This window comes from Cupriavidus sp. HY129, from assembly GCF_059492215.1.
This window is the reverse complement of the sequence record NZ_CP083255.1, coordinates 1-26545: the sequence shown is the minus strand read 5'-3', so window position 1 is coordinate 26545 and position 26545 is coordinate 1. Positions and strand designations below refer to the sequence as shown.

Here is a 26545-nt window from a genome sequence, read left to right as displayed (position 1 = left end):
AGTCGTGCGTGGGTATCCAGGTGTTGGTGTTGGTGTTGGCGTTGGTGTTGGCGTTGGCGTTGGTGTTGGCGTCGGGGTTGGCGCAGGTTGCGTGCTGCCCGATGACGGGCCGCTGTCTCCACCGCCGCCACATCCGGCCAGCGCCGCAAGGGCCAAAGCCGATGCGGCTGCAATGCGAAGGAGTTCCGTGTGCGGCCGACGAAGCGTTGAGACCCTGGAAACAGGTGATGCTGAAGCGAAATTTCGTGAATGATGGTTGTATGTCATTTCATTGCTCGCGTGTATTGGATGTAAATAATGTTGTTTTTGTAATTTATTATTTACGATTGAGTTTAATAATTAACCTCGCCAATGATTTTAGCTGGGCAGTGATAATGTTCCGGCGCTCTTTTTTTGCTTTGGGGCAAATGAGTCTATTATTATGATTTTTGGCGTAAATACTATTTACGTGATGCGTTGATATTGATAATTGACGCGCGAGGAAGAATATCGCTTTGAACGAGATAGGTCGCCTTGGCATTCAAAGGCGGCGCACAAAGACGGCGCTTAATGCGGGGAAAGGGGGGGTGAACCTAAGAAATATCCGGTACGGAATCGCATCGGGCCATCCGCCGGGGAAGCGGGGGCGATGGCTACCGGGCGCATCGGCATTGCGATGCGTGTCAAGGCGTTGACTTGTTGTGTCCCAGGCGAGGATTTACCTTGGCTTCGGCGATGGAAGCCAAGATCTGGAAACCCGGGAGCAGAAGATTCTGAACTACGCCATCACTACCTGGTTTCGTCCATTACGCTTGGCCTGATAGAGGCCCGCATCGGCAGCCTCGATCAGCCGGCTGAAATCGGCATCGCTTCCAGGTACGATCACCGCGCCGCCGATACTGACCGTGACAAATCCGCCGGTTGGGGAGCAGGCATGCGGAATGCGCAGCGTCTCGATCGCGCGCCTGACCTTCTCGGCCAGCAGTCGCGCGCCGCCGGGCGACGTGGCCGGCAGGATCATCGAGAATTCCTCGCCGCCGAAGCGCGCGGGCAGGTCCGCCGGCCGCGCGCAGTTCTCGCGAATCACGGTGGCCACGCGGCGCAGTACCTCGTCGCCGGCCACGTGGCCGTAGGTATCGTTGTAGCCCTTGAATGCGTCGACATCGATCATCAGTAGCGCAAGCTGAGTCTGTTCGCGCTGGGCGCGTTTCCATTCCGCGCCCAGGTACTCGTCGAAATAGCGCCGGTTCGACAGGGACGTCAGCCCGTCGGAATTGGTTAGCCGCTGCAGTTCCAGGTTGGTCTCGAGCAATTGCTGCTGGCTTTGGCGCAGCGCCCGATATGCCTCGTCACGCTGCAGCAGGTTCAGATAGGAGCGAGAGTGGTAGCGGATACGCGCGATCAGCTCGATCGAATCCGGCAGCTTGACCAGATAGTCGTTGGCGCCGGCCGCGAAAGCCGCACTCTTCATGGTGGGCTCTTCCTTCGTCGACAGCACGATGATCGGAATATCGCGCGTGGCGGCGTTTTCGCGGTAGCGGCGCACCAGCGTCAGCCCATCGGTGCCGGGCATGACCAGATCCTGCAGGATCACAGTGGGCTTGGTACGCTCGGCCACCGCCACGGCCTCCTCGGGCTGCGAGCAATAGTGGAAGTCGATATCGGATTCGCTGGCCAGCGCGCGCCGGATAGCCTCGCCGATGATGGCCTGATCGTCGACCAGCAGCACCATCGCCGGGTATTCATGGGTGGCCGCCGCATCGGCCGATTTGATTTGTCTGGGCATTATTCGCCTCCTGTTCTTTTCTCTTACCGCCGACCGCCGCCACACGTCATGACTAGTCGCGGCGCGATCTTCTGCAGTGGCAGAATCTCGCTCGCCGCGCCCAGTGTGGCCGCCGCCTTGGGCATCCCGTAGACGGCGCTCGTGGCCTGATCCTGCGCGATGGTCTGGAAGCCGCGTTCACGCATGGCCTTCAGGCCTTGCGCCCCATCGCGTCCCATGCCGGTCAGCAATACTCCGATTGCTTCACCGCGCCAGTGTTCCACCACGCTTTCAAAAAACACATCGATCGAAGGGCGATACAGGTAGTCGCAAGGTTCGGGGGTATAGATGAGGCGTCCCGAGCTGGTCAGGCGCAAGTGATCGTTCGTGCCGGCCAGCACCACCGCACCGGCCTCCGGTACCTCTCCAGCCCGGGCAAGGCGTACCGGCAGCTGGCACTGCGCGTCGAGCCACTCGGCCATGCCCTGGGCGAACGCTTCGTCGACATGTTGCACGGCGACGACCGCCGCGCCAAAGTCAGCTGGCAACGCGCCGAGCAGCGTGGCCAGCGCAGCCGGGCCGCCGGCCGATGCGCCAATCGCGACCAGCCGGGGCGCGGTGGGCGTCTTGGTGGCCGCCGCGAGCGGATGGGGCGCCTGCGCGCGTCCGCCAAGCAGGCGTGCGATGTTCCGGATCTTCCGCAATAGCGGGCCGGCCGCGAGCTTGGTGTCGGAGTCGGTGAGCGTCGGGGTGTCTACGGCATCGATCGCACCGTGCCCCATGGCATCGAACACCTGGTTCGCGTTACGGCCGAGGTCCATGGTCACCACGACGATCGCACACGGCGATTCGGCCATGATGCGCCGTGTGGCTTCCACGCCGTCCATGACCGGCATCAGCAGGTCCATCAGGATCAGGTCAGGAGTCTGGGTCGCCGCCATCCGCACGGCTTCCTCGCCGTCGCCGGCGATCCAGGCGATCTCGAGTGTGGCGTCCAGCGCAAGCGCGCGCCGCAATGCGGTAACAGCCAGCGCGGAATCATTGACGATGCCGATTCTCATGAGCGTGCCTCGCCGATCAGGTCACGTACCGCGTCGAGCAGCGCGGTATCGTGGAAGCTGCCTTTGGCCAGATAGTAATCCGCGCCAGCCTGCAGGCCGCGCTCGCGATCCTGCTCGCGGTCCTTGTACGAGACGATCATTACCGGCAGATGCGTCAGGCGGGCATCGCTCCGTATCCGGCTGACGAGTTCAATGCCATCCATGCGCGGCATGTCGACGTCGGTGATCACCAGATCGAACGATTCCGCACGCAGCACGTTCCATCCGTCCATGCCGTCCACCGCGACGGCCACGTCGTAGCCGCGTCCGCTCAGCAGCTTGCGCTCCAGTTCGCGCACGGTCAGCGAGTCATCCACCACCAGCACGCGCTTGCGTCGTGTCTGGGTCGTTTCCTCGCCGCCATGGCGCACCCGTTCGATGCGGCCATCGGAGACGAGTTTTTCCACCGACCGCAGCATGTCCTCGACGTCGAAGATCAGGACCGGCGTGCCATCGTCGGTCAGGCTGCCCGCCGCGATGTCCTTGATCTTTCCAAGGGCCTGCGCGAGTGGCTGCACCACCAGCAATCGCTCGCCGATCAGGCGATCCACTGCAAGGCCATACACGCGATCCTGCTCGCCGATGACGACCACGGGGACGGTATCTCCATCCTGGCCACGCTCGGGACGCTGGAGCACCTGCGCGGCGCTGATCAGTCCCACCGGCTTGCCGTCGTGGCGGAAGTGCTGGTGCTGCTCGGTCTGTTCGATGTCTTCGCGGCGCACGGCCACGGCACGCAGCACGTGGCCCAGCGGGAATGCATAGGCTTCGCCCGAGATTTCCACGAGCAGCGCCCGCACGATCGACAGTGTCAGCGGCAACTCGAGATGGAAGTGGAGGCCGCTGCCAGGCTGCTGGGAAAGCCTCAGGCTGCCCCGCACGGCACGCACCATGTCCTGCACGGCGTCGAGCCCGACGCCGCGGCCGGAGACCTCGGAAACCGTCTCGCGCATGCTGAATCCCGGCAGTAGCAGGAACTCGAGCAACTCGGCTTGCGATAGCCGCGCGACGGTGTCCGCCTGGGCGAGGCCTCGCCGCACGATGGCGGCGCGCAACGCTTCCAGATCGACGCCTGCGCCGTCATCGAAGATCTCGATCACAAGCCGGCCGGCGTTGTGCCACGCATGGAGTGATACCCGGCCTTCTTCCGGCTTGTCGGCGACGCGGCGCGTCTCCGGCGCTTCGATGCCATGATCGACCGCATTGCGCAGCAGGTGAGCCAGCGGTGCGTCGAGATGTTCCAGAATGTCCCGGTCGACCTGGGTTTGCTCGCCGGACAACTCCAGTCGGACACGCTTGCCGAGCGAGCGGCCCAGGTCGCGCACCATGCGCGAGTAACCGGTGATGCCATCGGCCAGCGGGCGCATCCGGCACGACAGCGCTGTGTCGTACAGGCGGCGCGACAGTCCGCTCTGGCGGTGATCGTACTGGTCGAATTCTTCCACGCGCTGGGTGAGCTGGCCGTGGCTGTCCTCGAGCAGTTGGCGAGTCTCCATCAGTGCCGCCCGCAAGCGTGGCACGGTGCTATCGGGGCTGTCGAGCAGCGCCTGAACGCCATCGAGCGCCTGCATCACGCGCATCTGTTGACGCCTGGCTTGCTGGATCGCGACGCCGAACGGCCGTAGCCAATGCGTCTCCACCATCGACTCGCCGGCCATCGCCAACAGCCGGTCCAGCCGTTCGGCATTGACGCGCAGGATGCGTTCCTGGTTGCCGGAGTACTCCTGTGGCTGCGCCGGCGCGACGGTGCTCGCTGACGGGCGATCGACCGTGGATAACGGGGGCTCCGGCGGCGAGGGCTCGGCGGCCGACGGCAACACTGTCGGTGCTGCCAGTGCCGCCACATCCGCGCCACCATCGAGCAGCGCCTCGAGACGGGCGACGAAAGCGTCGATCTCCGCCTTGCCGCCAAGCTCCGGCCAGTTGGCGTTGCCATCGGGCGGATGGCCGATTCGCTGCAGCAGGTCAGTGCCTTGCAGCAGCGCATCGATATGGGCGGCGCTCAGCAGAAGGCCGCCACGTTGCGCGGCGACGAGGCAATCCTCCATCACATGCGCAACGCGCACGCCACCGTCGAGCCCGACGATGCGCGCGGCCCCTTTTAGCGAATGCGCGGCGCGCATGCAAGCCTCGAGCTGGACGGCTGCCGTGGGATCGCGTTCCAGGGCCAGCAGGCCGGCATTGAGCACATCGGCCTGCGCGTCGGCTTCGAGCGCGAACAGGTCCAGCAACGAGGCATCACGGAGTTGTTCCGGATTCATGACAGGCTCCGGGTCAACGCCTGCCGCAGCAGGTCGGCATCAAGCAGACCGACGCTGTGGCCGTTGAAATCGAACAGCGCGCGTGAATAGCGGGCGGAGGCGCGCGCGAGCGTCGCCGGCAAGGGCAGCAAGACATCCTGCGTGACGCGCTCGACGCCGGCTACCTCGGCAACGGGCAGCGCGATCGCATTGCGTCCCTGGCCAAGAATCAGGAAGCGCGCCGCGCGCTGGGCATCCTGGCCGCCACGCCCGTTGGATTCAGCGGATTCAGCGGATTCAGCGGATTCAGCGGATTCGCCAAACAGCAGCGCCAGCGAGATGCACGTCAGCAACGCGCCGCGCACGGCCGCTACCCCGATCAGCGCGGCATGGCGCCGATGTGGCAGCGAGTGGACCAGCGCAGGCGCAGTGACTTCGCCCAGCGCGGCCGTCGGCAAGGCCAGCCATTCGTCGCCGACGCGAAACACCATGTACGACTCTCCGGCCAGCCGGTCGGCTGACGATGGGTCGATGGGCGTATCGCTATCGCTGGCAGGCTGGACGATCGGGTCGATGGCCAGTGTGTCGAGCAACACCAAGGCGGCCTGGGCGTAGACCGGGCAATTCCTGCAGGTGATGTGCGTGGCGAGTAGCGGGCAGGTGCGATCGCCGGTCACGCCGATGCGGCGCCAGCAGTCGTCGATGGCGCTTGCCGGGGCGGCATGGGGCAACAGTGAATTTGGTTCAGTCATGGCTCATTCGGGCATGACGTTGGGCGCGTTCGCGCAAGCGGTGCGCGCCGGCGGTATCGCCTCCGCTGTCGAGCAGGGCGGCCAGATGATAGAGCGCTTCTTCATGGCCAGGGTCGAGATACACCGCCTTGCGGTAGGCCGCGTGCGCCTCGGTGGCGCGGCCCGAGGCATCGTGCAGCACGCCCAGCAGACACCAGCCGTCGGCCGATGTCCCGTGCTCAGCCAGGAATTGCTGGCACGCCGCCAGGGCGCGATCGAGTTCGCCGCGATCGGCCATGGCTGCCATGGCAGCCAGCGCGGCTTCGCGGCTGGGCGCGGGTGTTGGCTGCGCTGACGGGCTGCTCGTCGCCACATCCGACACGGGCGCCGCGTGCCTTGCCGGGGTGGTGGCGGCCGATCGGGCCCTCGTGATCACGGGCTGTGGCGGCAGCACCATTTGCGCTGCTGGCGCGTGGCTCGATGGGCTGGCGGCTGGCTGAGCATGGAAGGCGAAGGCCAGCGGGACCCCTGCGCCGGCCAGCCCCTCGCGCGTCAGCAGGCTTGCTTCCGCGGGACCAACGAAGATCATGCCGTCTGGCCGGGTCAGGCGGCGCAGGGTCCGGATCGCTTCGCACTGCGTGGCCGGATCGAGATAGATCATCAGGTTGCGGCAAAACGCAAAGTGGTACGGCGCTTCGTGCCTCAGCAAGTCGGGGTCTATCAGGTTGCCGTATAGCAGCCGTACCTGATTGTGGACCTTTGGCAGCAGTTGATAGGTCGCCGGTGTGCCGGTGACCGGCATGAAGTAGCGATCACGGAAGTCCAGCGGCTGGCCGCGAAACGCGTTGTCGCCATAGACAGCGGCGCGCGCGCGTTCCAGGGCGCGTGCGCTGATATCGATGGCATCGACGCGGAAGCGATTGCCCGGAATCCCGGCGTCGAGCAGCGCCATCGCGATCGAATAGGGCTCTTCACCGGTCGAGCAGGGCAGGCTGAGGATGCGTAGCATCGGCTCCCCGGCCCCGAACACCCGTTGCGCGGCGAATCGGGCCAGCGCGAGCAGTGCCTCGCGGTGCCGGAAGAACCAGGTTTCCGGGACGACGACGGACTCGATCAGCGCCTGCAGCTCGTCCGGCACCGCATGAAGCAGGTTCCAGTAGGCCGCGGGGTCATCGGCGCCCAGGGCCTGGCGCCGTTCTTCCACCGCGCGCGCGATCGTGCCTCGGCCGACCGATGCGGCATCAAGCCCGATGCGTTCCTTCAGCAGCGCCTCGATCAAGGTGGGCGGATGGGGGGCGTCGGTCATGCCGGGGACGTTGCGGAAAACAGCATGGCGTGGACGGCGTCGGGCAGCAGCGCACCGACATGTACCCATTGGATCAGGCCACGCGGATCGTGGCGCACCGGTCCAAGATAGCGGGCGTGTGTCGGGTCGATGCCGCCATCGATGAACGATGCGGGATCGCAGCGCAGCGTTTCGTTGGCGTGCTCGAGCCGCAGGCCAAGCACGCGAGGCTGGGTGCCGGCGTCGCGCGCGCGCCGATAATGCACCAGCGCGGTGCGGGTGCTGGCGCGCGCGGTGGCGGGTGTGCCGGTGGCCAGCGCGGTGATGTCGATGACAGGCACGGGCTGTCCGTGCCGGGTCATCAGTCCGCAGACCCACTCCGGCGCGCCGGGTATCTGTTTGACGGGGCCGAGCGGCAGGACCTCGGCCACCTCGACGCTATCGAGCGCGTAGCGATCGGCGCCGATGCGGAAGAGCAGGAAAAGGGCCATGGCGATGGCGGCTCCGGGGTCGCCTGCTCAGACTTTGAAGCGCGAGACGCCGCTGCGCAGTTCGTTGGAAACCAGCGTCAGTTCGTCGATGGCCTGGCTGGACTGACGCAGCGACTCCACCGTCTGCTGCGCGGCTTCGGACAGCTGGATCAGCGCCTGATTGATCTGCTCGGCGCCGCCTGCCTGCGCCTGCATCCCTTCGTTGACCATCTGCACGCGCGGCGCCAGGGACTGAACCTGCCCGATGATCTGCGAAAGCTGGTCGCCCACCTGGGTGACCTCGGACATGCCGCGGCGGACTTCCTCCGAGAACTTGTCCATGCCCATCACCCCGGCGGCCACGGCCGACTGGATCTCGCGCACGATCTGTTCGATGTCGTAGGTGGCCACGGCGGTCTGGTCCGCCAGGCGACGAATCTCGGTGGCCACCACGGAGAATCCGCGGCCGTACTCGCCGGCCTTTTCGGCCTCGATCGCGGCGTTCAGCGACAGCAGGTTGGTCTGGTCCGCCACGCGCGCGATGGTGGTCACCACCTGGTTGATATTGCCGGCCTTCTCGTTGAGCGTGGCCAGACGGGAGTTAACCGAGCCGGCGGCTTCCATCACGTGGTTCATCGTCGCTTCCATGCGCGACAGACCCACCTGACCGGTGCCAGCCAGTCCGGCTGTCTGGTCGGCGGCGTGGGAAACCTCGCTCATGGTGCGGACCAGGTCGCGCGCGGTAGCCGAGATTTCGCGCGAAGTCGCGCCAATCTGCGTGGTCGTGGCGGCCGTTTCGGTGGCGGTGGCCTGCTGCTGGCGCGCCGTGGCGGCGATCTCGTTGACCGAGGTAGTGACTTGAATTGCCGAGCGTTGCGCTTGTCCGACCAGCGACGTCAGCTCGTCAGCCATCTGGTTGAAACCTTCCTCCACGGCCTGGAACTCGTCTTGCCGATGCAGCACCATCCGCTGGCGCAGGTCGCCGCCGCGCATGGTCTTCAGCAGCGAGACGATCTTGCCCATCGGCACCGTAATGGCGCGTAGCAATTGATAGCCGGCGATCAGGGCGGCGAGCACGGCGATGCCGAATGCCACTTCGATACTGACCTTGGCCGTTACCACCGAGTCAACGATGCCAGTGGAGGCCCGCTCATTGACCTTGCCGTTGTCGTCGACGATGTCCTGCAGCAACTTCCGGCCATCAGACCAGAGGTCGTGCGCGCTGCCGCGCAGGGCGGCCTGGGCTGTGGCGGCATCCTTCCACTGAGCAGGGTCAAGGTACGGCTGGGCGGCCTGCTGGTACCGGGCGCGGACGGCCTGGTAGTTGTGGAAGCGGGCCCGGTCGTCGTCACGGACGATGGTGGCGTCGTACTGCTGCTCCAAACGGTCCAGACGCTGCATGGCGTCCTGCGTCTGCGTCAGCAGGCGGGCGCGCTGCGGAGCATCGGCCGCGGTTACCGTCTGCCAGGCCAGCACGTAGATTTCGCCCCAGACCCCGCGCATTCCGGCGCTGTAGTTCAGGCCCGGCAGCGCATCGGTGCGCATCACGGTGGTTTCGTGCTCGATGGCGGACAGCCGTCGGTAGGCGACGCCGCTCATCAGTGCCATGACCAGCAGGATGATGGTGAAGCTCGCCAGAATGCGGGTGCGGATGGTCCAGTGGGTCACGATCAGGATCGTCTCCGGTGAGGCCGCCGGGCTCGGGGCGGGCTGGGTCATGCGTTGGGGCGGGCGCCGTCACCCAGTTGGGGGTATCCCTCGTTTGGGTGGTAGCCTTTTGCGGCGTAGGGTACTGTAACGCCCAAGCCATTTCAACGCGGTGCCCGGGGCGTTGCGCCGTTGCGCCGGAAATTGGAAGCGCTTGCATTTTCCAAGGTTTTCGTCACACTTGCCAAATAGCTTGAGCAGGGAACATGTTCATCACAACAGATAGGGCAGGGATGGTGGCCAAGTCGGAGGCGCAGGCGACTGGTGCCTTGCCGCCGGCGGATGTCGATCCGCTGACCGGCGTGGTCGCTCGCCAGGCATTCTTGAATCGGCTGGAAACGCGCCTGCATAGCGAGGCGACGCCCCGCTTTTCCCTGTTGCTGGTTGGCATCGACGATTTCCGCGCGTTCAACGACATGCATGGCCATATGGAGGGCGATGCCATCCTCCAGCAAGTTGCCCGCCGGCTGCGCGATGCCGCGCCGCGCGACGCCGTGGTTGGCCGCGTGGGCGGCGACGAGTTCGCCGTGCTGCTGACCTCCATCTCGGACCCGACGCTGGTGCGGCACGTGAGCGCCGCCATCCTGTCGATGCTGTCTGCCCCCCACGAACTTAACGGCCGCCGCCACCATGTGCTGGCCAGCTTGGGCGCGTGCGTGATGCCGACCGGCGGGGATACCACTTCCGATGTGCTGGCAGCCGCCAGCCTGGCACTGGCCCGGGCCAAGCACGATGGCGGGCGCACGATCCGCTTCTTCAAACCGCAGATGCGCACGGATGTGATGACGCGACTGTCGCTCGTCCAGGCCTTGCGGGAAGCCTACGCCCAGCGGCAGTTCGAACTGTTGTACCAGCCGCAGGTGGACCTGCGGGATGGCCGCGTGCTGGGCGCGGAGGCACTGATGCGCTGGCGGCATCCGACGCTGGGCCTGCTGGCCCCGGCCGCGTTTATCGACGCCCTGGCCGCGAGCAGCGTGGCGGCGGACGTCGGCATGTGGCTGCTGCACACGGCTTGCGCGCAGGCGCGGGCGTGGTCGCTGACGTTTCCCGATGCCCCCCGGGTGGCGATCAACCTGTTTGCCGCCCAGCTGTCCGAAAGCCGCTTGCTGACCGAGGTCCGCCATGTGCTGCGGGCGCTCGAGCTGCCGCCCGACCGGCTGGAGATCGAGATCACCGAGACCATCGCACTGCAGCAGGGCGACGAGGTGTCGGGCCAGCTCCAGGCGCTGCGCCGCGATGGCGTGACGCTGACTTGCGACGATTTTGGCACCGGCTATGCATCTCTGAGCTTCCTGAAATCCTTCCCGGTGGACCGGCTCAAGATCGATCAGTCGTTTATTCGCAACGTCACGCAAGACAGTGTCGATGCGGCGATCGTGCGTTCGGTCATCAACGTCGGGCAGAGCCTGCGCATCGGCGTGGTCGCCGAAGGGGTGGAAAACAACGCCCAGCGGGAATTCCTGCTGGCCAACGGATGCGTCGAGGCGCAGGGCTATCTCTATGGGCGCCCGATGTCCGCTGACCTCCTGACAGAGCACCTCCGCCGCCAGCCGCGCTGACACGGGCGACGGATTTGTTTCCACCTTTATCCCCCATCGCCCGGCCGGGCCGCGGGGAAATATGTACTTACAAAGTCCGGTACACAGGTAGAACTCTGCATCGTTATCAGATGTAGGGTGGCACTGACAGGTCGCCACGATGGCGGCCGCGCGTGGGCGCGGTGGCCCACCGGACTCAGGTAACACACATGCAATCCCATACAAGATTCGCGCTGGCGCCTGTGGCGTTCGGCCTGGCCGCGCTGCTCGCGCAGGCACCGGCCGGCGCTCAGGGCTATAACCCGAACATGCCTCCTGGCTACATCGAGCAGGGGCAAGGCGGAGCCGGAGTGCCCGCCGGCCCGGAAACTGCACAGTCGGCGGACCCTTCCTCGCGCATTGCCACGGTAACCGATGCGGCCGGCGGCCTCAGTTTTGCTCCGGCGGGCTCCGACGAATGGGCTGCGATCGGCCTGAATCGGCCAGTGACCACTGGCGACCGGGTCTGGGTCGATCCGGGCGGCCGAGCGGAACTTCACGCCGGCGCCACTGCGATCCGACTGGGTGGCGGCACCGCCGCAGGGGTGCTGAACCTCGACGATCACACCACGCAGGTAAAACTGACACAAGGCACGCTCCAGTTGCGCGTGCGCGCGCTGCCACCCGACCAGCAAGTGGAGATTGATACACCCAATCTGGCGTTTGTGCCACGTGAGCCGGGTGACTACCGGCTCGACGTTTCCCCCGACGGCACCACGACGCAGGTGTCGATCCGCCACGGCACCGCCGTGCTTTATGGCGACACGCGTTCGATCGAAATGAGCCGTGGGCAGCGGATGCGCTTTGCGGGTGCCGATCTCGCGGATGCCGGTCCGGGCAACGTTGGTGGACCCGACAGCTTCGACCAGTGGACGGCCGCGCGCGACGCGCGCGAGGATGAGTCCGTATCGGCGCGTTATGTTCCGCGCGATATGACGGGCTATACCGCGCTGGACGACTATGGTGACTGGCAGCAAGACCCGGGCTATGGCGCGGTGTGGTTTCCTCGCGCCGAGCCAGCCGGTTGGGCGCCCTATAGTTCGGGCTACTGGGCCTGGGTGGCGCCCTGGGGCTGGACCTGGGTCGACGACGCGCCGTGGGGCTTCGCGCCTTCTCACTATGGGCGTTGGGCCTACTTCGGCAACCGCTGGGGATGGGTGCCGGGGCCGATCTCGGTGCGGCCTTACTATGCGCCAGCGGTGGTCGGATTCGTCGGTGGCGTGAGCGCGACGATCAGCATCGGCGGCGGGCCGGGGGTGGCCTGGTATCCGTTGGGCCCTCGCGATGTGTATCGGCCGATCTATCGCGCCAGCCCGACCTATGTCACGCGCATCAACAACGTCACGATCAACAACAACTTTATCGCCCGTGGCGATCGGGATCGTTGGAACAACCGCGAGGTACCTGGCGCGATCTCTGGCATGTCGTCACGGAGCTTCGTGGAGGGCCGACCGGTGCCGCGTGCCCGTACGCGCGACGAGTGGCGGCATCTGCCCGCTGGTGAAGGCAACTTTGGCGCGCCGCCGATGGCGCCGGTCAAGACCAGCCTGATTGGCGCGGCCCAGCCGCGCGGGCTGCCGCCGATGGCGCGCGCGGGGTTTGAGCGGCAGGCGATTGCCGCGCGTCAGCCTGGCCGTGTGGGGCCCGACGAACTGGCAAACCGCTTCGCGCGCGAAGGCGGCACGGCGGGTGCGGGGCCGGCATGGCGGGGGCCGACGCAGGAAGCGCGGCCGCAACAGGGTTCACGCCGGGGTGGGCAGCCAGCCCAGGCAATGCCGTGGCAACCTGATGTGCGGGTTAGCCAGGCGGCCCAGAGCGGTCGCGGCTTCGCGCCGCGGCCGGACCAGATGCGTGGTCTGCCGCAGGAGTCCCAACGACAGGAGCAGGCGATCCAGCGTCAGCAGTTCGACCAGCAACGCCAGACGGAAGAACGCCAGCGGCAGTCCGCGGAATTCCAGCAGCGTCAGCAGCAGGCGCTGCAGCGACAGGCGCAGGACCAGCAGCGGCAGCAACTCGATCAGCAGCGCCAGGCGCAAGAGCGTCAGCAGATGGATCAGCAACGGCAGTCGCAACAGCGTCAGCAGCAGTTCGATCAGCAGCGCCAGGCGCAAGAGCGTCAGCAGATGGATCAGCAACGGCAGTCGCAACAGCGTCAGCAGCAGTTCGATCAGCAGCGCCAGGCGCAAGAGCGTCAGCAGATGGATCAGCAACGGCAGTCGCAGCAGCGGCAACAGCAGTCGGACCAGCAACGGCAGGCGCAAGAACGCCAGCAGATGGATCAACAGCGGCAGGCGCAGCAGCGGCAGCAGCAAATGGACCAGCAGCGGCAAGCGCAAGAACGCCAGCAGATGGATCAACAACGGCAGGTGCAGCAGCAGCAACAGCAACAGCAACAGCAGCTCGAACACGCACGCCAGTTCCAGGAGCAACAGCGCCAGCAATTCGAGCAGCAGCGTCAGCAGGCCATGCAGCGGCAACAGGTGGATCAGCAGCGCCAGGCGCAGGAACAACAGCGGCAGGTACAGGAGCAGCAACGGCAGATGCAGGAGCAACAGCGCCAACAGCAGGACCGCCAGCGCCAGATCCAGCAGCAACAACAGCAACAACAGCAGCAGCAACAGCAACAGCAGCAACAACGGGCGCAGCAGGAGCGCGCGCGTCAGAGTCGTGAGGAACAGGCACATAACGACGGTCGTTGATGAGTCCGTGGTGTTTCACCCTCGCCAGCTAGCGGGATAGGGGGTGGATGTCCAGCGGCACCTCCTGAAAGACAAAGGGCGTCCGAATCATCGGACGCCCTTTGCTTTCTCTCCACTTGCGATTCTAGTTATGGCGCTGGCTTGCCCGCCAGCAGGGTCCCACTCCTCCGTCGTCTCTCTCCGGCGGGCTGCTTACTTGCCCAGTTCCGACAGGCGTACCGGCGCGATCTTGCCGTTCTGCACCCAGCCAACCACGGTATCGGCCATGGAGCCGCCCTTGGCGTCGATGCCTTCCACCTCGTTCGGATTGACATCCTTCGGCAGCGTCTTGACCGCTTCGGGCATCTTCGCGCGGATGGCCGCTGCGTCGCTGGTGGTGCCTGCCAGCTTCATGGCATTGGCCAGCGCCCAGGTCATCGTGTAGTTCAGCGACATTTCCGTGGTGGCATCGCGACCGTCGTGCAGTTTCTTGTAGCGGGCGTTATAGGCCTGTGCCACCGGGCGTGCGTCGTTGACCAGCGGCATCACGCCGATCGAGCCTTCGAGCATGGCCAGACCGTTCGTGACCTTGGCCATTTCGTCCATCTTGGCCTGGTCCATGATGATGAAGCCGCCCTTGAAGCCAAGCTCGCGCGCCTGCTTGACCACCAGCGCGGTCGGCTCCGATGGGCCGCCGACGAACATCACGTCGGGTTTGTCGGCGATGGCGCGCGAAACGCCGGTGTAGAAGTCGGTGGCCTTGGTGTACGACATCGGATTGTTGCCCACCACCTTGCCGCCCGCGCCTTCCCAGGCCGGCACGAACGCTTGCACCCAGGCCTTGGCGTAGTCATGGTCGGCAGGTACCAGCGCCACGTTCTTGCCAAAGCGCTTCATCTGCGCCTTGACGAACGGCTCGATGTAGCCGGTGTATGCCGGCGGGATGCGGATCGTCAGCTTGTTGCCGGCGTCGGTGATGCGCGGCACGCTCGAGTACGCCATCACCATGAACTTTTCCTGTTCATTGAAGGCCTGCAGCGCGAAGATGCCGCCCGAGTGGGGTACGAACACCGCCGGGGTCTTGTACTGCTGCACCAGGCGACGCGCATTGATCGCGGCTTCGGCAGGCGCGTACTTGTCGTCGAGCGAGACGACTTCCAGCTTGACCTTCTTGCCCTTGACCTCGAGGCCGCTGGCGTTGATCTCGTCGACAGCCATCTGGATGCCCGACAGCACGTTCTTGCCGTAGAGCGCCGCGCCGCCCGACAGCGGACCGGTGTAGCCGATCTTGACCACTTCCTGCGCCAGTGCCGGTGCCGATGCGACCAATGCCGCCACCGCGCATGCGGCCAGCGGGAAGAAACGACCCAATGTCTTGTACTGCATTGCTGTCTCCTTTGAGTTTTGACTGCGCTTGTTCTCTACGCCCTTATCGCCCTTTTCCCGCGAGTGAGAGAAGGGTGTATTCAGCCAGTTCGGCGAATCGAATTACCCGCCGATGTACGCCTTCCTGATCCCCTCATCCTTCAGCAGCGTATCGCGATCACCTTCCATCACGATGTGACCATTCTCGATCACGTAGGCGCGATGGGCGATGCCGAGCGCCGCGTAGGCGTTCTGCTCCGCCAGCAGTACGGTGGTGCCGGCGCGATTGATGCGCTGGATGATCTCGAACATCTGCTTGACCACCAGCGGTGCAAGACCCAGCGAGGGCTCGTCGAGCAGCAGCGCGCGCGGGCGGCTCATCAGCGCGCGGCCCAGCGCCACCATTTGTTGTTGCCCGCCAGACAGCGATCCCGCGGGATCATCCTTCTTCTGGAGCAGGATCGGGAACATCTCGTAGACCTCTTCGAGCGTCTTGCGGATGCCGGCCCGGTCACGGCGATGCACATAGGCGCCAAGCGTCAGGTTCTTCTCGACGCTCATTGCGGGGAACAGCTTGCGGCCCTCTGGGCAGTGCACGAGTCCCGCCTGCACGATTTGCGACGGCTTCATCCCGCCAAGCTCGCGGCCGTCGAAACGCATGCTGCCGCCGCTGATGCGATGGATGCCGCTCATCGCGAGAAAGATGGAGCTCTTGCCCGCGCCGTTCGCGCCAAGCAGTACCACGAGTTCTCCGGCGCCTGCGTGCAGCGAGATATTGTCCAGGGCGCGGAAGCTGCCGTACGACAGCGAGACGCGATCAAGCTGCAACATGGTCGGCTCCCAGGTAGGCTTCAATGACGTGCGGATCTTGCTGGATCTGCGCCGGCGTGCCTTCGGCAATCTTTTCGCCGTAGTTGAGCACCATGATCTTGTCGGCCAGTCGCATGATCATGTCCATCTTGTGTTCGATCAGGCAGACGGTCTTGCCGTGCCGGACCATCTTGCGGATCAGTTCGGCAAGGCCGACCGTCTCCTCCGGGTTCACGCCACCGGCAGGTTCGTCGAGCAGCAGCAGATCCGGGTCAGTGGCCAGCGCAAGCGCGAACGCCACGCGCTTGCGCGCTTCCTGGGTGATATCCGCAGCCAGTTCATGCGCCAGGTGTGACAGCCCGACGAAATCGAGCGCGGCCTCGGCCTTCTCCCGACACAGCTTCTCTTCTTCGCGCAGGCGGCGCGTGTTGAACAGCACGTCGGCCAGCCCGGACTTTGTGCGGAGCCGATGGCCGACGATCAGGTTGTCGAGCACGGTCGCGCGGTCGAACAGCGAGGTGGCCTGGAACGTGCGCGCCACGCCCAGGCGGGCGATCTGGTCCGCGCGCAGTCCGGCGACGTCCTGTCCCTTGAGCAGGATCTGGCCCGATGTCGGCGCATGGGTGCCAGCGATCAGATTGAAGAACGTCGTCTTGCCGGCGCCATTGGGACCGATGATCGCGTTGATATGGCCGGTCTCAAACGTTACGGACACATCGTGCACCGCGGTCAGGCCGCCAAATTTCTTGGTCAGATTGCGGATCTCAAGCATTCTCGGCTCCGGGGCGGGTGGTCGGGACGGACGTGGTTTGCGTCGGGCGCGCGGCGGCCATCTGTCCACGGCGCGCGGCGGCGGCTCGGCGGACTTGCCGCTTCAGGAACGAACCGACGATGCCATCCGGCACGAAGATGATCAGCAGGATCAGCACCGGACCGAACACGAGCATCCGGTAGTCCTGCAGGAACTGCAGGGTCTGCGTGACCCACGGTACCAGCAGCGAACCAAGCAGCGGACCGAGCAGCGTGCCCGTGCCACCGACCAGCATCGCCATGACCATGTCGAACGTGATGTCGGTGCGGGCGATGTCCGGACCCAGGAAGCGTACCTGGCCGGCATAGAGCGCGCCGGCGAATCCGGCGTAGCCCACGGAGAGCACGAACGACAGGACCTTGGTGCGCATCAGGTTGATGCCGAGCGCTTCCGCGAGAGCATCGCTGTTACGCACGGCCATGAAGCTGCGGCCGACCAGCGAGCTGACGATGCGATGCATGACGAATGTGCCCAGGGCCAGGAAGACCAGCACCAGGTAGTACTGCGCCTGTACGCTGTCGAAGGCGATCGGACCGATCGAAGCCGGGACCGGGATGCCGATCAGGCCTACCGCACCGTGGGTCAGGCTCTCCCATTTCTCGATCAGCAGATAGATGATGTAGCCCACGCACATCGTGAAGATCGAGAAGTAGTGCCCCTTCAGGCGCAGCGACACCGTGCCGACGACATAACCCAAAACCATGCAGACCACGCCGGACAACGCGAACGCGAGCCAGTACGGCATCTGATGGTCGACGGTCAGGATGCCCAGGGTGTAGGCGCCGATAGCCATGAAGCCGCCATGCGCGAGATTGAGCTGGCCCGTGTATCCGGTCAGCAGGTTCAGCCCGAGCGTGGCGATGGCCATGATGAAGGCCAGCGTCATCACCGTCAGGTAGTAGCTGTTGGGGACGGCCAGCGGAAACACGATGGCCGCGACGAACAACAGCGTCCAGCCGATTTTGCCTTGCATTGTTTTCATGGTGGTCTCCTGGTTCCTGTCAGGCGGTCTTGCCGGCGAACAGGCCCTGCGGACGCACCGACAGGATGATCACAAGCAGCAGGAAGGCGATGATGTCCTTGTAGTCGGTGGAGATGTAGAAGCCACCGAAGCTTTCGGCCATGCCGATGATCAGCCCGCCCACGATCGCGCCGGGGATGCTGCCCATGCCGCCGAGGATGATGATCACGAACGCCTTGGTGATGACCAGGTTGCCCATGCTCGGATAGACCAGGTTGATCGGCGCGTAGAGTGTGGCGGCGATGGCGGCCAGCGCGCCAGAGATCGCGAACACAAGCAGTGTCACGCGCATGGCGTCGATACCGACCAGCGCGGCGCCTTCGCGGTTCTGCGCCATGGCGACGATCGTCGAACCCGTGACCGTGCGCGTCAGGAACAGGTGGAGCAGCACCATCAGGCCGAATGCCGCGACGATGATCAACAGCCGTTGCAGTGGAGCGGTCAGGCCGAAGATCTCGACCATCTGACCATACGGCGTGGGCATGCGGTGGAAGTCGGCCCCCCACAGGGCCTGCGCGCCGGCTTCGAGAAACAGCAGGATGCCGATGGCGGCGATCATGTCGTGAATCTCGGGCGCATGGCGCAGCGGATAAAAGACCAGGCGGTCCGCCAGCATCGACAGCACCGCCACCACGACGGCCGCCGCAAGCATGGCCAGCCAGTAATTCATGCCCAGCGTGGTCATGGCGTAGTACGACACATACGCACCGGCCATGTAGAACGCGCCGTGCGCGAAGTTTGGTACGTGCAAGATGCCGTAGACCAGGGTCAGTCCGAGTGCGACCAGGCTATAGACGCCGCCCAAAGTCAGGCCATTGAGAAACTGCTGAAAAAACAATGCCATGAACCGTCTCCTTGCGCCGATACAGGGGTTTGTACCGACACTGTCTGTTGACGCCGTGACGTTCTCGCACGGTCGTTCTTTTTTGGCGACTGTTGCATAGCGTTTTAAGTAGCGTCAAGCGATCGGACGTAGTATTCCGCTGTGCGAAATATGGGCTTGCAGAAGCCTTTCAGAACCTCCGCGTTATCCCTGATTTCAGTGTGCAAGTGGCCCCCGGGGCGGGCCTTGCCTTACTTGCCGTGTGTATGACCGCAATTCTTTCCGCGCATAGCGCGGTCGTTCCTTGCCGGAAACTGATATGAAGTCGAAATGAAGCGCACAACCTCGATTCCGATGCCCGCCGATACCGCCCTGGTATCGGCCGATGCCGCGCGTCCCGCTGAGGACGGGGATCGGAATTTCGTCACGGCGCTGGCCCGCGGCGTGGAGTTGCTGCGTGCGTTCGGACCGGACGATGACTTCCTTGGCAATGCGGAGTTGTCTCGTCGTACCGGCATCCCCCGACCAACCGTGTCGCGCCTGACGTACACGCTGGCCAGCCTCGGGTACCTCGTGTACGTCGAGGCCCAGGAGAAGTACCGCATTGGCCAGGCGGCGATGCTGCCCGCGCAGCGCTATCTCTCGGGGGCCGGCATTCGCGATATCGCGCAGCCGCTGATGCAGTCTCTGGCGTTTGCCACTGGCTGTACGGTGGCGCTGGCGGCGCCGGATCGTCACGACATGGTGTATCTCGAGGTGTGCCAGCCGCGTGGTGCGTTGGTGATGAGGCTCACGCCTGGCTCGCGGCTGCCGATGGCGACATCGGCCATCGGCAAGGCGTGGCTGGCGGGCCTGACATCCGATCGGCGAGGCGCGGTGTTCGCCGAACTCGAGCGTCACCACGGGGCGCGTTGGGCATCCATCCGTACCAAGCTTGAGCGTGGGCTGCGCGAACACGCGCGACGTGGCTTCTGCATGGCGCACGCCGAGTGGGACCGTTCGGTGAGTGGCGCCGCCGCGCCGGTGAGTCTGGCGGATGGCTCGGAAGTGCTGTCGATCAACATCGGCGGGGCGTCCACGCGGCTCTCGCCCGAAATTCTCGAAGGCAATCTTGGCCCCCGCATTCGCGAGTTGGCGGACGCGCTCGCGGCAAGACTCTGGCGGCCAGCCTGATCTTATTCATCGCAGACATCGAACCTTGGAGGCATGCATGGAAGTTCGCAACAAGACCGTAATCGTGACCGGTGGCGGCACCGGTATTGGACGCGCCCTGGTGCTGGCGTTTGCCCGTGCCGGCGCACGCGGCATCGCCGTGGCGGATATTGACGAGGCCGGCGCGTCGCAGGTGGCCGCCGAGGCAGTGGCGGCCGCGCCAGGCTGCCAGATCTTCTCGCAACGCGTGGACGTGGCAAATGCCGAAGCCGTGCAGAATCTGGTCGACACCGCCACGCAGCGTTTCGGTCAGGTGGACGTGTTCTGCTCAAACGCCGGCATCATCCTGCGCAAGGGCCTTGATGCCACCGCGGACGAATGGCAGCGCATCTGGGAAATCAACGTCATGGCGCATATCCACGCGGCCAAGGCTGCGCTGCCGCAGATGCTCGAACGTGGTGATGGGTACTTCGTGAACACGGTCTCGGCTGCGGGTCTGCTCTCGCAGATCGGATCGGCGCCTTATGCCGTGACCAAGCACGCGGCGATCGGCTTTGCCGAATGGCTGTCGATCACCTACGGCGACCGCGGCATCAAGGTGAGCTGCATCTGCCCGCAGGGTGTGCAGACGAAGATGCTGTTCGGCGAGGGCGGCGAGCGCAAGGGCTTCCTGCAGGCTGGTTCGGTCACGGCCGAGCACGTGGCTGAGAAGACGCTCGAAGGCGTCGCCAACGAGAGCTTCCTGATCCTGCCGCACCCCGAGGTGTTGGAGTACTACCGTCGCAAGGGGCAAGACTACGATCGGTGGCTGCGTGGCATGCGTCGGCTGCACGACCAGGTCACCAAGGAGTTTGGCAACATCGTCGTTTAACTCAGGGCCCCGCGCGGGCCTATCCCATATCCAGAGGCGAAAAGCCCGGAGAATCAGGAGACAGATCCATGTATGTACGAATGTTCACGCGTCGCCATGTCGTGGCGATGCTGGCTGCCGCGGCCTCGTTAGCGGCGATTCCCGCCGCGCAGGCGAACGATGCCTATCCGGCCAAGCCGATCCGCATGGTGGTCGGCTTTCCGAGCGGTGGTGCGCCGGACATTCTTGCGCGGATTTTTTCCGAGAAGTTCTCGCTGGGGCAGCCCGTTATCGTCGACAACAAGCCGGGCGCGGGCGGCAATATCGGCGCGGAGACGGTGGCCCGCTCAGCGCCCGATGGTTACACGCTGGCGCTGGGCACGGTCGGCACGCATTCGATCAATGGCGCGCTGTACAGCAAGATGCCCTATGACATGGTCAAGGACTTCACGCCCGTGATCCTGTTGGCGTCCACGCCGAACGTGCTGGTCGTGCATCCGTCCGTGCCCGCGAAGAACGTGCAGGAACTGATTGCGCTGGCCAAGGCCAAGCCGGGGCAGTTGACGTTTGGCACGCCGGGTATCGGTACGTCCTTGCACGTGGCGGGCGAACTGTTCAACACGATGGCGGGAACGAAAATCGAGCATGTTCCATACAAGGGGCGGGCGATGGCCATTCCGGACTTGCTGGGCGGCCACATCACGATGATGTTCGACAACCTGCCGTCCGCGCTGCCGGTGGTGAAGGAGGGCAAGCTGCGCGCGCTGGGCGTGACCAGTGCGCATCGTTCGGCCTCCGCACCGGACATCCCGACCATCGCCGAGCAGGGCCTGCCCGGTTACGAGGCAACATCGTGGTTCGCGGTCTTCGTGCCGGCACATACGCCGAAAGAGATCGTGGTCAAGCTGAACGCCGAGATGAACCGCATTTTCACGCAGCCCGACGTGCAGGCAAAGCTCAAGACGTTGGGTCTCGATCCGGTTCTCGGGACGCCTGAGAAGCTGGCAGAGTATCAGCGCAGCGAGATCGCCAAGTGGGCGAAGGTCGTGAAGGATTCTGGCGCGAAGGCGGACTAATACCGCATCTTCCCGGCAAGGGCCGGGGCTCTCGCGAGTCCTGGCCCTTGGGTAGTCAGGCGTCCGGCTCGGCCGCGCCTTCGGTCGGTGCGGGCAGGGCGTCGCGCAGCCGGCTGAAGCTGATGATTGCGCCGATCGCCGCCACGCAGGCGGCGGCGAAGAGCGCGGTTCTCGCCGCACCAGCGTTGTCTAGGCTGAACAGCAGCGCGACCACTGCGGTTCCCGTGGTCTGTCCCAGCAGACGCGTCGTTGCCTGAGCACCGCTGGCACCGCCGCTTCGCTCACGTGGCGTGGCGCCGATCATCGCCCGGTTGTTCGGGGACTGGAAGAAGCCGAAGCCGATACCGCACAGCGCGGTGCGCCAGGCGATATCGAAGCTGCTGGCGGTTGGCGAGAGCAAGGCCAGGCCAATCAGACCGGTAGTCAGCATAATCAGGCCCGCGCCTGCCAGAATGCTGGCCGGATAGCGGTCCGACAGCCTGCCGGACAGCGCTGCCATCAAGGCGACCATCAGCGGCCAGGGGGTGATCAGCAAGCCCGTTTCCTGCAGGCTGCGTCCAAGCTGATACTCGAGATAGAACGGCAAGGCTACGAACGCGAGCATCTGCGTCATGAACGAGCAGAACGATGTGCCGACAGCCAGCGTGAAGGCGCGGCTCGCGAACAGATCGACCGGTACCAGCGGCGCCGGACGCCCGCGTTGGCGACGCACCAGCAGCCAGCCGAGGACGATGGCCAACGCGATCCCGATCGCGCCAACGACGCGCAGTGTTGCGTGCCCCATGCTGTCGACGCCGAGGATAAACATGCCGAAGACCACTGCGGACAGCACGGCGCTGGGATAGTCGAACGCGCGCGGCTGGGCCGGTGTGTCAGGCAGCGCCCAGCGCGAGATCCATAGCGCGACGATGGCCACCGGTACATTCACCGCGAACAGCCACGGCCAGCTGCTGATGCCAAGGATCAGCGCGCCGAGTGAAGGGCCAACGGCGATCGTCACGCCAACCACCAGCGCGTTGAGTCCGATACCGCGTCCGAGCTTGGTCGGCGGATAGATGAATCGCACGAGCGCGGTATTGACGCTCATGATGCCGGCACCACCGATGCCCTGGATGACACGGGCCGCCACCAGCATCGGCAGGTTCACCGCGCATGCGGCGAGCAGCGATCCGATGAGGAAGATTGCCAGCCCAGTCCGGTACACACGCTTGTAGCCGAGGATGTCGCCCAGTGACGACAACGGCAACAGGCAGATGGTAACGGTCAACTGGTAGGCATTGACGACCCAGATCGTGCTGGCGGCTTCGGCGTTAAGCTCACGGGAGATCGATGGCAACGCGATATTGGCGATCGAGCCATCGAGCACGGCCATGATGAGACCGCAGAAGACGGTCAGGATTGCCCAGGCACGCTGGGGATAGGGGAGTCCTTGATGGGGCTGCATGGAACGGGGCAGAGAGCGGCTTGGGCTTGCCATTCCGGGCCCGGAGACCCCGTCAGACCGCTTTTGGCGCCCTGGATCAGGAAGAGAACGGCCCCGCCATTATCGTCCTGTCAGGCCATGCAGCGCAAATCTGGATATCTCTCACGGTGCGTCATGCGGCTACGTGACAACGCTTTCTTGCGTCGCCGGATCAAGTAGTTGACGTTTCCTCGGGCTGATCCGGGCTGGCGCGGAAGTCATGCACCGCCGCCTGCAATGCACCGGCTTCTGTTTCCAGGAGGGGCGACCACTCGTTTCCGTCATCGCAGAGGCGCTCGACGGCTCGACAGAGCTTGACGATGGTGGTTGCGCCGACGATCAGGAATGCCCCCGCGCAACGATGAGCCCATTGGCCCAAGGCCTGGGTATTGCGGCTGAGCAGGATGCCGGCAAGCTTGGGCTCATCCGTTTGCAGGTGTTCGCGCAGCAGCGCCCGGTAGCGCTCGCGATCGGCCGCCGGGACGATATCGGCGGGACTGTCGCTGGAGGCGGGTGTGGAGCGCGCGGCATCTACGTCCGGTTGCAGGGACACGCCGTGCAGGGCGTGCTCCAGTTCCGCCAGCGACACTGGCTTGGCAATGTAGCCGTCGAATCCGCGAGCATGCCAGTCGGAGGCCTGACCGGCGTGCGTGACCGCGCTGAATGCAAAAACGGGCAGCGGCGGCCTTTTGGCCTTGATTGCAGATAGCAGTTCGTATCCGTTCATTACCGGCATCTGGATGTCGGTCAGCACGATGTCGACAGCTTGTTGATCGAGCACCGCGAGTGCCTGGCGCCCATCGTTGACCACGATTGACGTCCAGCCGATCGTCTCGAGTTGCTCGGCAATCAGCATGCGGTTCAGTGGGTTGTCTTCGGCGACCAGAACCGTGCCACGCTGATCGGGCGAATGGGGAGTCGCTTCGGCCTGCGCCTTTCCATTTGCGCCGGCGGTTCCGTTTGTTGTTTCGACCGGTCGCGGTGGCCCGATCAATGCGGTTTTTACGCCGGCCAGGATGGCGGCATGGTTGTATGCGGAAACCTCAAAGATTCCCGATTCCAGCTCTGCTGGGCGATCCGGCCCATTGCGTGTGATCCACACGGCGTTCGCCGGGCAAATGGTTCGAAGTGATCTGATTGTGTCGAGCCCATACTCTCCGGTCACAACCATGATCTGGGGATGGCTGGTACATAGCCAGGTGTGGGCGGCGCAACTGGCCGGCAGCACGTGCACCTGGCAGCCGACTCTTGTCAGCCAGGCTTCCAGCGTGGCACCAGATTCCGTTTCCTGGCATAGCACCATGACCATGCCACCAAGCATCGTCAATCCATGTGCCGGGGCCGTTGCCGCAGGCTCGGCAAACGGAATGACTACCGTGAAGGCACTGCCCACGCCCTCCACGCTTTCAACGCTGATGTGTCCGCCCATCAGCTCGCTCAGTCGGGCGCAGATGGAGAGGCCGAGTCCAGTGCCGCTGTAATACGCCGTGGTGCTGGTCTCGCCTTGCACGAAGGGTTGGAATACACGGGAAGCCAGCGCCTGAGACATGCCGTCTCCGGTGTCTCGCACCCGGCAGACCAGCGTCGCCATTCCTTGGGCATCTCGAGAAATCTCCGCACTAAGCGTGATTTTCCCGCTCGCCGTGAACTTGAACGCATTGCCAAGCAGATTGTTGACGATCTGCGCCAGCCTCATGCGGTCGCCCCTCAGAAGCGTGCTCAGGGTAGGCGAAAGTTGGGCGTAGAAGCGGATCGGTCGATCCGTCACCATGGGCGCGTAGGAAAGGGACAGACTTTCAAGTTCGTCGAGCGGATTGAAAGGTGCGGACACCAGCTTCATCTCGCCAGCATCTATCTTCGAGAAATCAAGAATATCGTTGACGATCCGACGCAGCCCTTCGGAGGACGACTGCAATGCGCGTAGCCGTGTTGCGTGTGCCTCGAGGCCGCGGCTGCGCCCGAGCAGTTCGAGATTGCCCAGGAGCGCATTCAGTGGCGTGCGTATCTCGTGGCTCATCGCGGCAAAGAAATTCGATCGGGCACGCATCATGGCTTCCGTCGCTTGCTGGGCGGATCGAAGCTTCTGCTCGAGTTGTTGTTGTGCTGTTACGTCCTGAATGGCACAGAAGAGCACGCACTCTCCGCGGTATCTGGCGGGCGCTGATGTAATTTGCAGAAACTGTGGCTTTGAAGCAGGTGCGGCTTCCGTCGTGGAATTGCACCGCCGGGAAGCGTCGGCATGGGCGTACCCGGGCACCCTGATCTGCGCAATTGGCCCGAACGCGTCACTGAAAGCCTGCGAGGGGCGCTGGCGCAAGGCGTCGATGATCCGGGTGGGCATCGTCGCTCCCCGACTGCATCCAAGCAACGTGTCGGCAACCAGGTTCGAGGTCACGATGACGTGGTCCTGCTGGCGGACGATGCAAAGCCCGATCGGCGTGGCATTGACGAGGATATGGTTGATCGTTTCGTTCTCGAGCGCGCGGGCGGCTTCGGCCTGGCCGTGTCTCAGCAAATGAATGTCCCAGTAGCGTGTGGATATCACGATCGCGATGATCAACATCATGCTCAGGGACCCGATGGTCATCAGTTCGTAGTAGATCGAACTGAATAGTTTGCCGTAGGCCAGGAAATAGACAAGGGAGCCGAAATCCTGGCGCAATGGCTGCACCAGCACCAGGCCGGATCTTCCGAGCCGGAGTGTGTCGGGGGGCAGGCGGCGTGTGCGCGAGAGAATGCGTTCCGCGACTTCGAGCGAGCTTCCCCGCGGGGAGATGTCGATGCGGTCTTCCGCGTGGTTGAGCAACAGCAGCATGGCTGGATCGCTCGGGCGCTTGAGCTGGGACAGGAAGGCATTGACAGGTGTACTCGATGCGATGAGCGCAGGTCGGTGTCCGTCGCCTGCCGTTGTCCCTACCACGGACGTCATGACTTGCGAGTGCAGCACCGGATCCTCGACGGGTCCGATCCAAACCTGCTCTCCGTTACGCGGAAGCTCCTGTCCGGTCCGGGCCTGCAAGGCCTGAACGAGTTTGTCCCGCAGTACTTCCACAGGGTCGTTTTGCTCGGCAATCAGAAGCGCCACGTCGAGTGGCATTGGAGACGGTGTCAGGATGACGGCGTACTCGGCATTCGCGTCGACCACATAGGCGGGATTATCGAGTTCGAAGGCGACGCGGGTGGTCAGCGCAGCAATGGCAATCTGCTGCAATTGCCAGACGCGTTCTGGAAGCGAACGGCCCCAGGCCTGCTGCGTGCTCGAGGGTACCAGCAGTGTGTAGCGGCCATCAGGAGCAACGGCGATGCCAGTACGACGTATGCGTTCGAGAAGATCTGGATCGGTGGGCGAATCGCTGCGGGCATTCAGGTAATGCGCCACCGTCAGCGTCGTTCGGCGCAGGAATGAGGCATCGCTCTGGAGTTGAAGGGAGATCGCGCTGACATACTGGGCAAGATGACTGCGTCGGATGTCGAGCTGCTTGGCAGCCGCAAGCCCGCCGAGCAGGATGGCCGATACGATGACGATCGCAATTAGGAGGCCGACTGTGGCGTAGTAGAGCTGACGCTGCCGTCTTGCGTTGCGCGCCAGCGAAGCAAACGCCTGCGCCAGCGACTCCTGTGTGCGATCGAGTATTTGCTGCAT

General features: G+C 64.4%; 20 protein-coding genes. 6 read left to right on the top strand and 14 right to left on the bottom strand.

Annotation, left to right across the window (positions count from 1 at the left end):
* Positions 1-8: 8 nt before the first annotated feature.
* The gene (locus K6G35_RS16575) at positions 9-425 is read left to right on the top strand and encodes a hypothetical protein (RefSeq protein WP_234707017.1); all 417 of its coding nucleotides are present in this window, start codon (positions 9-11) and stop codon (positions 423-425) included.
* Positions 426-757: 332 nt separating this feature from the next.
* Here K6G35_RS16575 and K6G35_RS16570 read toward each other — a convergent pair whose 3' ends face one another.
* Genes K6G35_RS16570 through K6G35_RS16540 form a run of 7 tightly spaced genes read right to left on the bottom strand, consistent with a single transcriptional unit; the run spans position 758 to position 9289 of the window.
* Positions 758-1765 (bottom strand): response regulator, encoded by a 1008-nt coding sequence (locus tag K6G35_RS16570; RefSeq protein WP_035883133.1) that lies wholly within the window; start codon positions 1763-1765, stop codon positions 758-760.
* 23 nt (positions 1766-1788) lie between these two features.
* Complete coding sequence (locus tag K6G35_RS16565) at positions 1789-2805, bottom strand: chemotaxis response regulator protein-glutamate methylesterase (RefSeq protein WP_186425720.1); 1017 nt, start codon at positions 2803-2805, stop codon at positions 1789-1791.
* The gene (locus K6G35_RS16560; protein WP_035883136.1) at positions 2802-5105 is read right to left on the bottom strand and encodes a hybrid sensor histidine kinase/response regulator; all 2304 of its coding nucleotides are present in this window, start codon (positions 5103-5105) and stop codon (positions 2802-2804) included. The genes K6G35_RS16565 and K6G35_RS16560 overlap by 4 nt, the downstream gene beginning before the upstream one ends.
* Positions 5102-5836: a chemotaxis protein CheW gene (locus K6G35_RS16555; RefSeq protein WP_008648631.1), complete on the bottom strand. Its 735-nt coding sequence runs from the start codon at positions 5834-5836 to the stop codon at positions 5102-5104. Before K6G35_RS16555 ends, K6G35_RS16560 begins: the two co-directional genes overlap by 4 nt.
* Complete coding sequence (locus K6G35_RS16550; protein ID WP_008648632.1) at positions 5829-7121, bottom strand: CheR family methyltransferase; 1293 nt, start codon at positions 7119-7121, stop codon at positions 5829-5831. The genes K6G35_RS16555 and K6G35_RS16550 overlap by 8 nt, the downstream gene beginning before the upstream one ends.
* A complete protein-coding gene (locus K6G35_RS16545) occupies positions 7118-7591 on the bottom strand; it encodes a chemotaxis protein CheW (RefSeq protein ID WP_495676759.1) in 474 nt (157 codons plus the stop codon). Before K6G35_RS16545 ends, K6G35_RS16550 begins: the two co-directional genes overlap by 4 nt.
* Positions 7592-7618: 27 nt before the next feature.
* Positions 7619-9289: a methyl-accepting chemotaxis protein gene (locus K6G35_RS16540; protein ID WP_008648635.1), complete on the bottom strand. Its 1671-nt coding sequence runs from the start codon at positions 9287-9289 to the stop codon at positions 7619-7621.
* Positions 9290-9510: 221 nt separating this feature from the next.
* Here K6G35_RS16540 and K6G35_RS16535 point away from each other — a divergent pair, with 221 nt between their 5' ends.
* Both K6G35_RS16535 and K6G35_RS16530 read left to right on the top strand, forming a co-directional pair.
* Entirely contained in the window at positions 9511-10836 is a 1326-nt protein-coding gene (locus K6G35_RS16535; protein ID WP_008648643.1) for a putative bifunctional diguanylate cyclase/phosphodiesterase, read from the top strand.
* 188 nt (positions 10837-11024) lie between these two features.
* Positions 11025-13553 carry a DUF6600 domain-containing protein gene (locus K6G35_RS16530; protein WP_495676758.1) on the top strand — a complete coding sequence of 843 codons (2529 nt, stop codon included), beginning with the start codon at positions 11025-11027 and terminating at the stop codon, positions 13551-13553.
* Between the two features lie 192 nt (positions 13554-13745).
* On the opposite strand, the gene K6G35_RS16525 is transcribed toward K6G35_RS16530, so the two are convergent.
* The 5 genes from K6G35_RS16525 to K6G35_RS16505 form a co-directional block, all read right to left on the bottom strand.
* Complete coding sequence (locus K6G35_RS16525; protein WP_008643864.1) at positions 13746-14918, bottom strand: ABC transporter substrate-binding protein; 1173 nt, start codon at positions 14916-14918, stop codon at positions 13746-13748.
* A gap of 102 nt (positions 14919-15020) precedes the next feature.
* On the bottom strand, positions 15021-15728 hold the full coding sequence (locus K6G35_RS16520) for an ABC transporter ATP-binding protein (protein ID WP_008643863.1): 708 nt from the start codon (positions 15726-15728) through the stop codon (positions 15021-15023).
* Positions 15715-16479: an ABC transporter ATP-binding protein gene (locus K6G35_RS16515; protein ID WP_008643862.1), complete on the bottom strand. Its 765-nt coding sequence runs from the start codon at positions 16477-16479 to the stop codon at positions 15715-15717. The genes K6G35_RS16520 and K6G35_RS16515 overlap by 14 nt, the downstream gene beginning before the upstream one ends.
* Positions 16472-17500, bottom strand: a complete 1029-nt coding sequence (locus K6G35_RS16510) for a branched-chain amino acid ABC transporter permease (RefSeq protein ID WP_008643861.1) — start codon at positions 17498-17500, stop codon at positions 16472-16474. Before K6G35_RS16510 ends, K6G35_RS16515 begins: the two co-directional genes overlap by 8 nt.
* 19 nt (positions 17501-17519) lie before the next feature.
* Positions 17520-18383, bottom strand: a complete 864-nt coding sequence (locus K6G35_RS16505) for a branched-chain amino acid ABC transporter permease (protein ID WP_017512732.1) — start codon at positions 18381-18383, stop codon at positions 17520-17522.
* A gap of 309 nt (positions 18384-18692) precedes the next feature.
* On the opposite strand from K6G35_RS16505, the gene K6G35_RS16500 reads away from it, so the two are divergent.
* The 3 genes from K6G35_RS16500 to K6G35_RS16490 all read left to right on the top strand — a co-directional run bounded on the left by K6G35_RS16500 (position 18693) and on the right by K6G35_RS16490 (position 21440).
* Positions 18693-19535, top strand: coding sequence for an IclR family transcriptional regulator (locus K6G35_RS16500; RefSeq protein ID WP_017512731.1), 843 nt, complete (start codon positions 18693-18695; stop codon positions 19533-19535).
* Positions 19536-19572: 37 nt separating this feature from the next.
* Positions 19573-20385 carry an SDR family oxidoreductase gene (locus tag K6G35_RS16495; protein WP_008643858.1) on the top strand — a complete coding sequence of 271 codons (813 nt, stop codon included), beginning with the start codon at positions 19573-19575 and terminating at the stop codon, positions 20383-20385.
* A gap of 68 nt (positions 20386-20453) precedes the next feature.
* Positions 20454-21440 carry a Bug family tripartite tricarboxylate transporter substrate binding protein gene (locus tag K6G35_RS16490; RefSeq protein WP_008643857.1) on the top strand — a complete coding sequence of 329 codons (987 nt, stop codon included), beginning with the start codon at positions 20454-20456 and terminating at the stop codon, positions 21438-21440.
* 55 nt (positions 21441-21495) lie between these two features.
* Here K6G35_RS16490 and K6G35_RS16485 read toward each other — a convergent pair whose 3' ends face one another.
* Positions 21496-22884: an MFS transporter gene (locus K6G35_RS16485; protein WP_008643856.1), complete on the bottom strand. Its 1389-nt coding sequence runs from the start codon at positions 22882-22884 to the stop codon at positions 21496-21498.
* A 190-nt stretch (positions 22885-23074) separates the two neighbouring features.
* The gene (locus K6G35_RS16480) at positions 23075-26545 is read right to left on the bottom strand and encodes a hybrid sensor histidine kinase/response regulator (protein ID WP_008643855.1); all 3471 of its coding nucleotides are present in this window, start codon (positions 26543-26545) and stop codon (positions 23075-23077) included.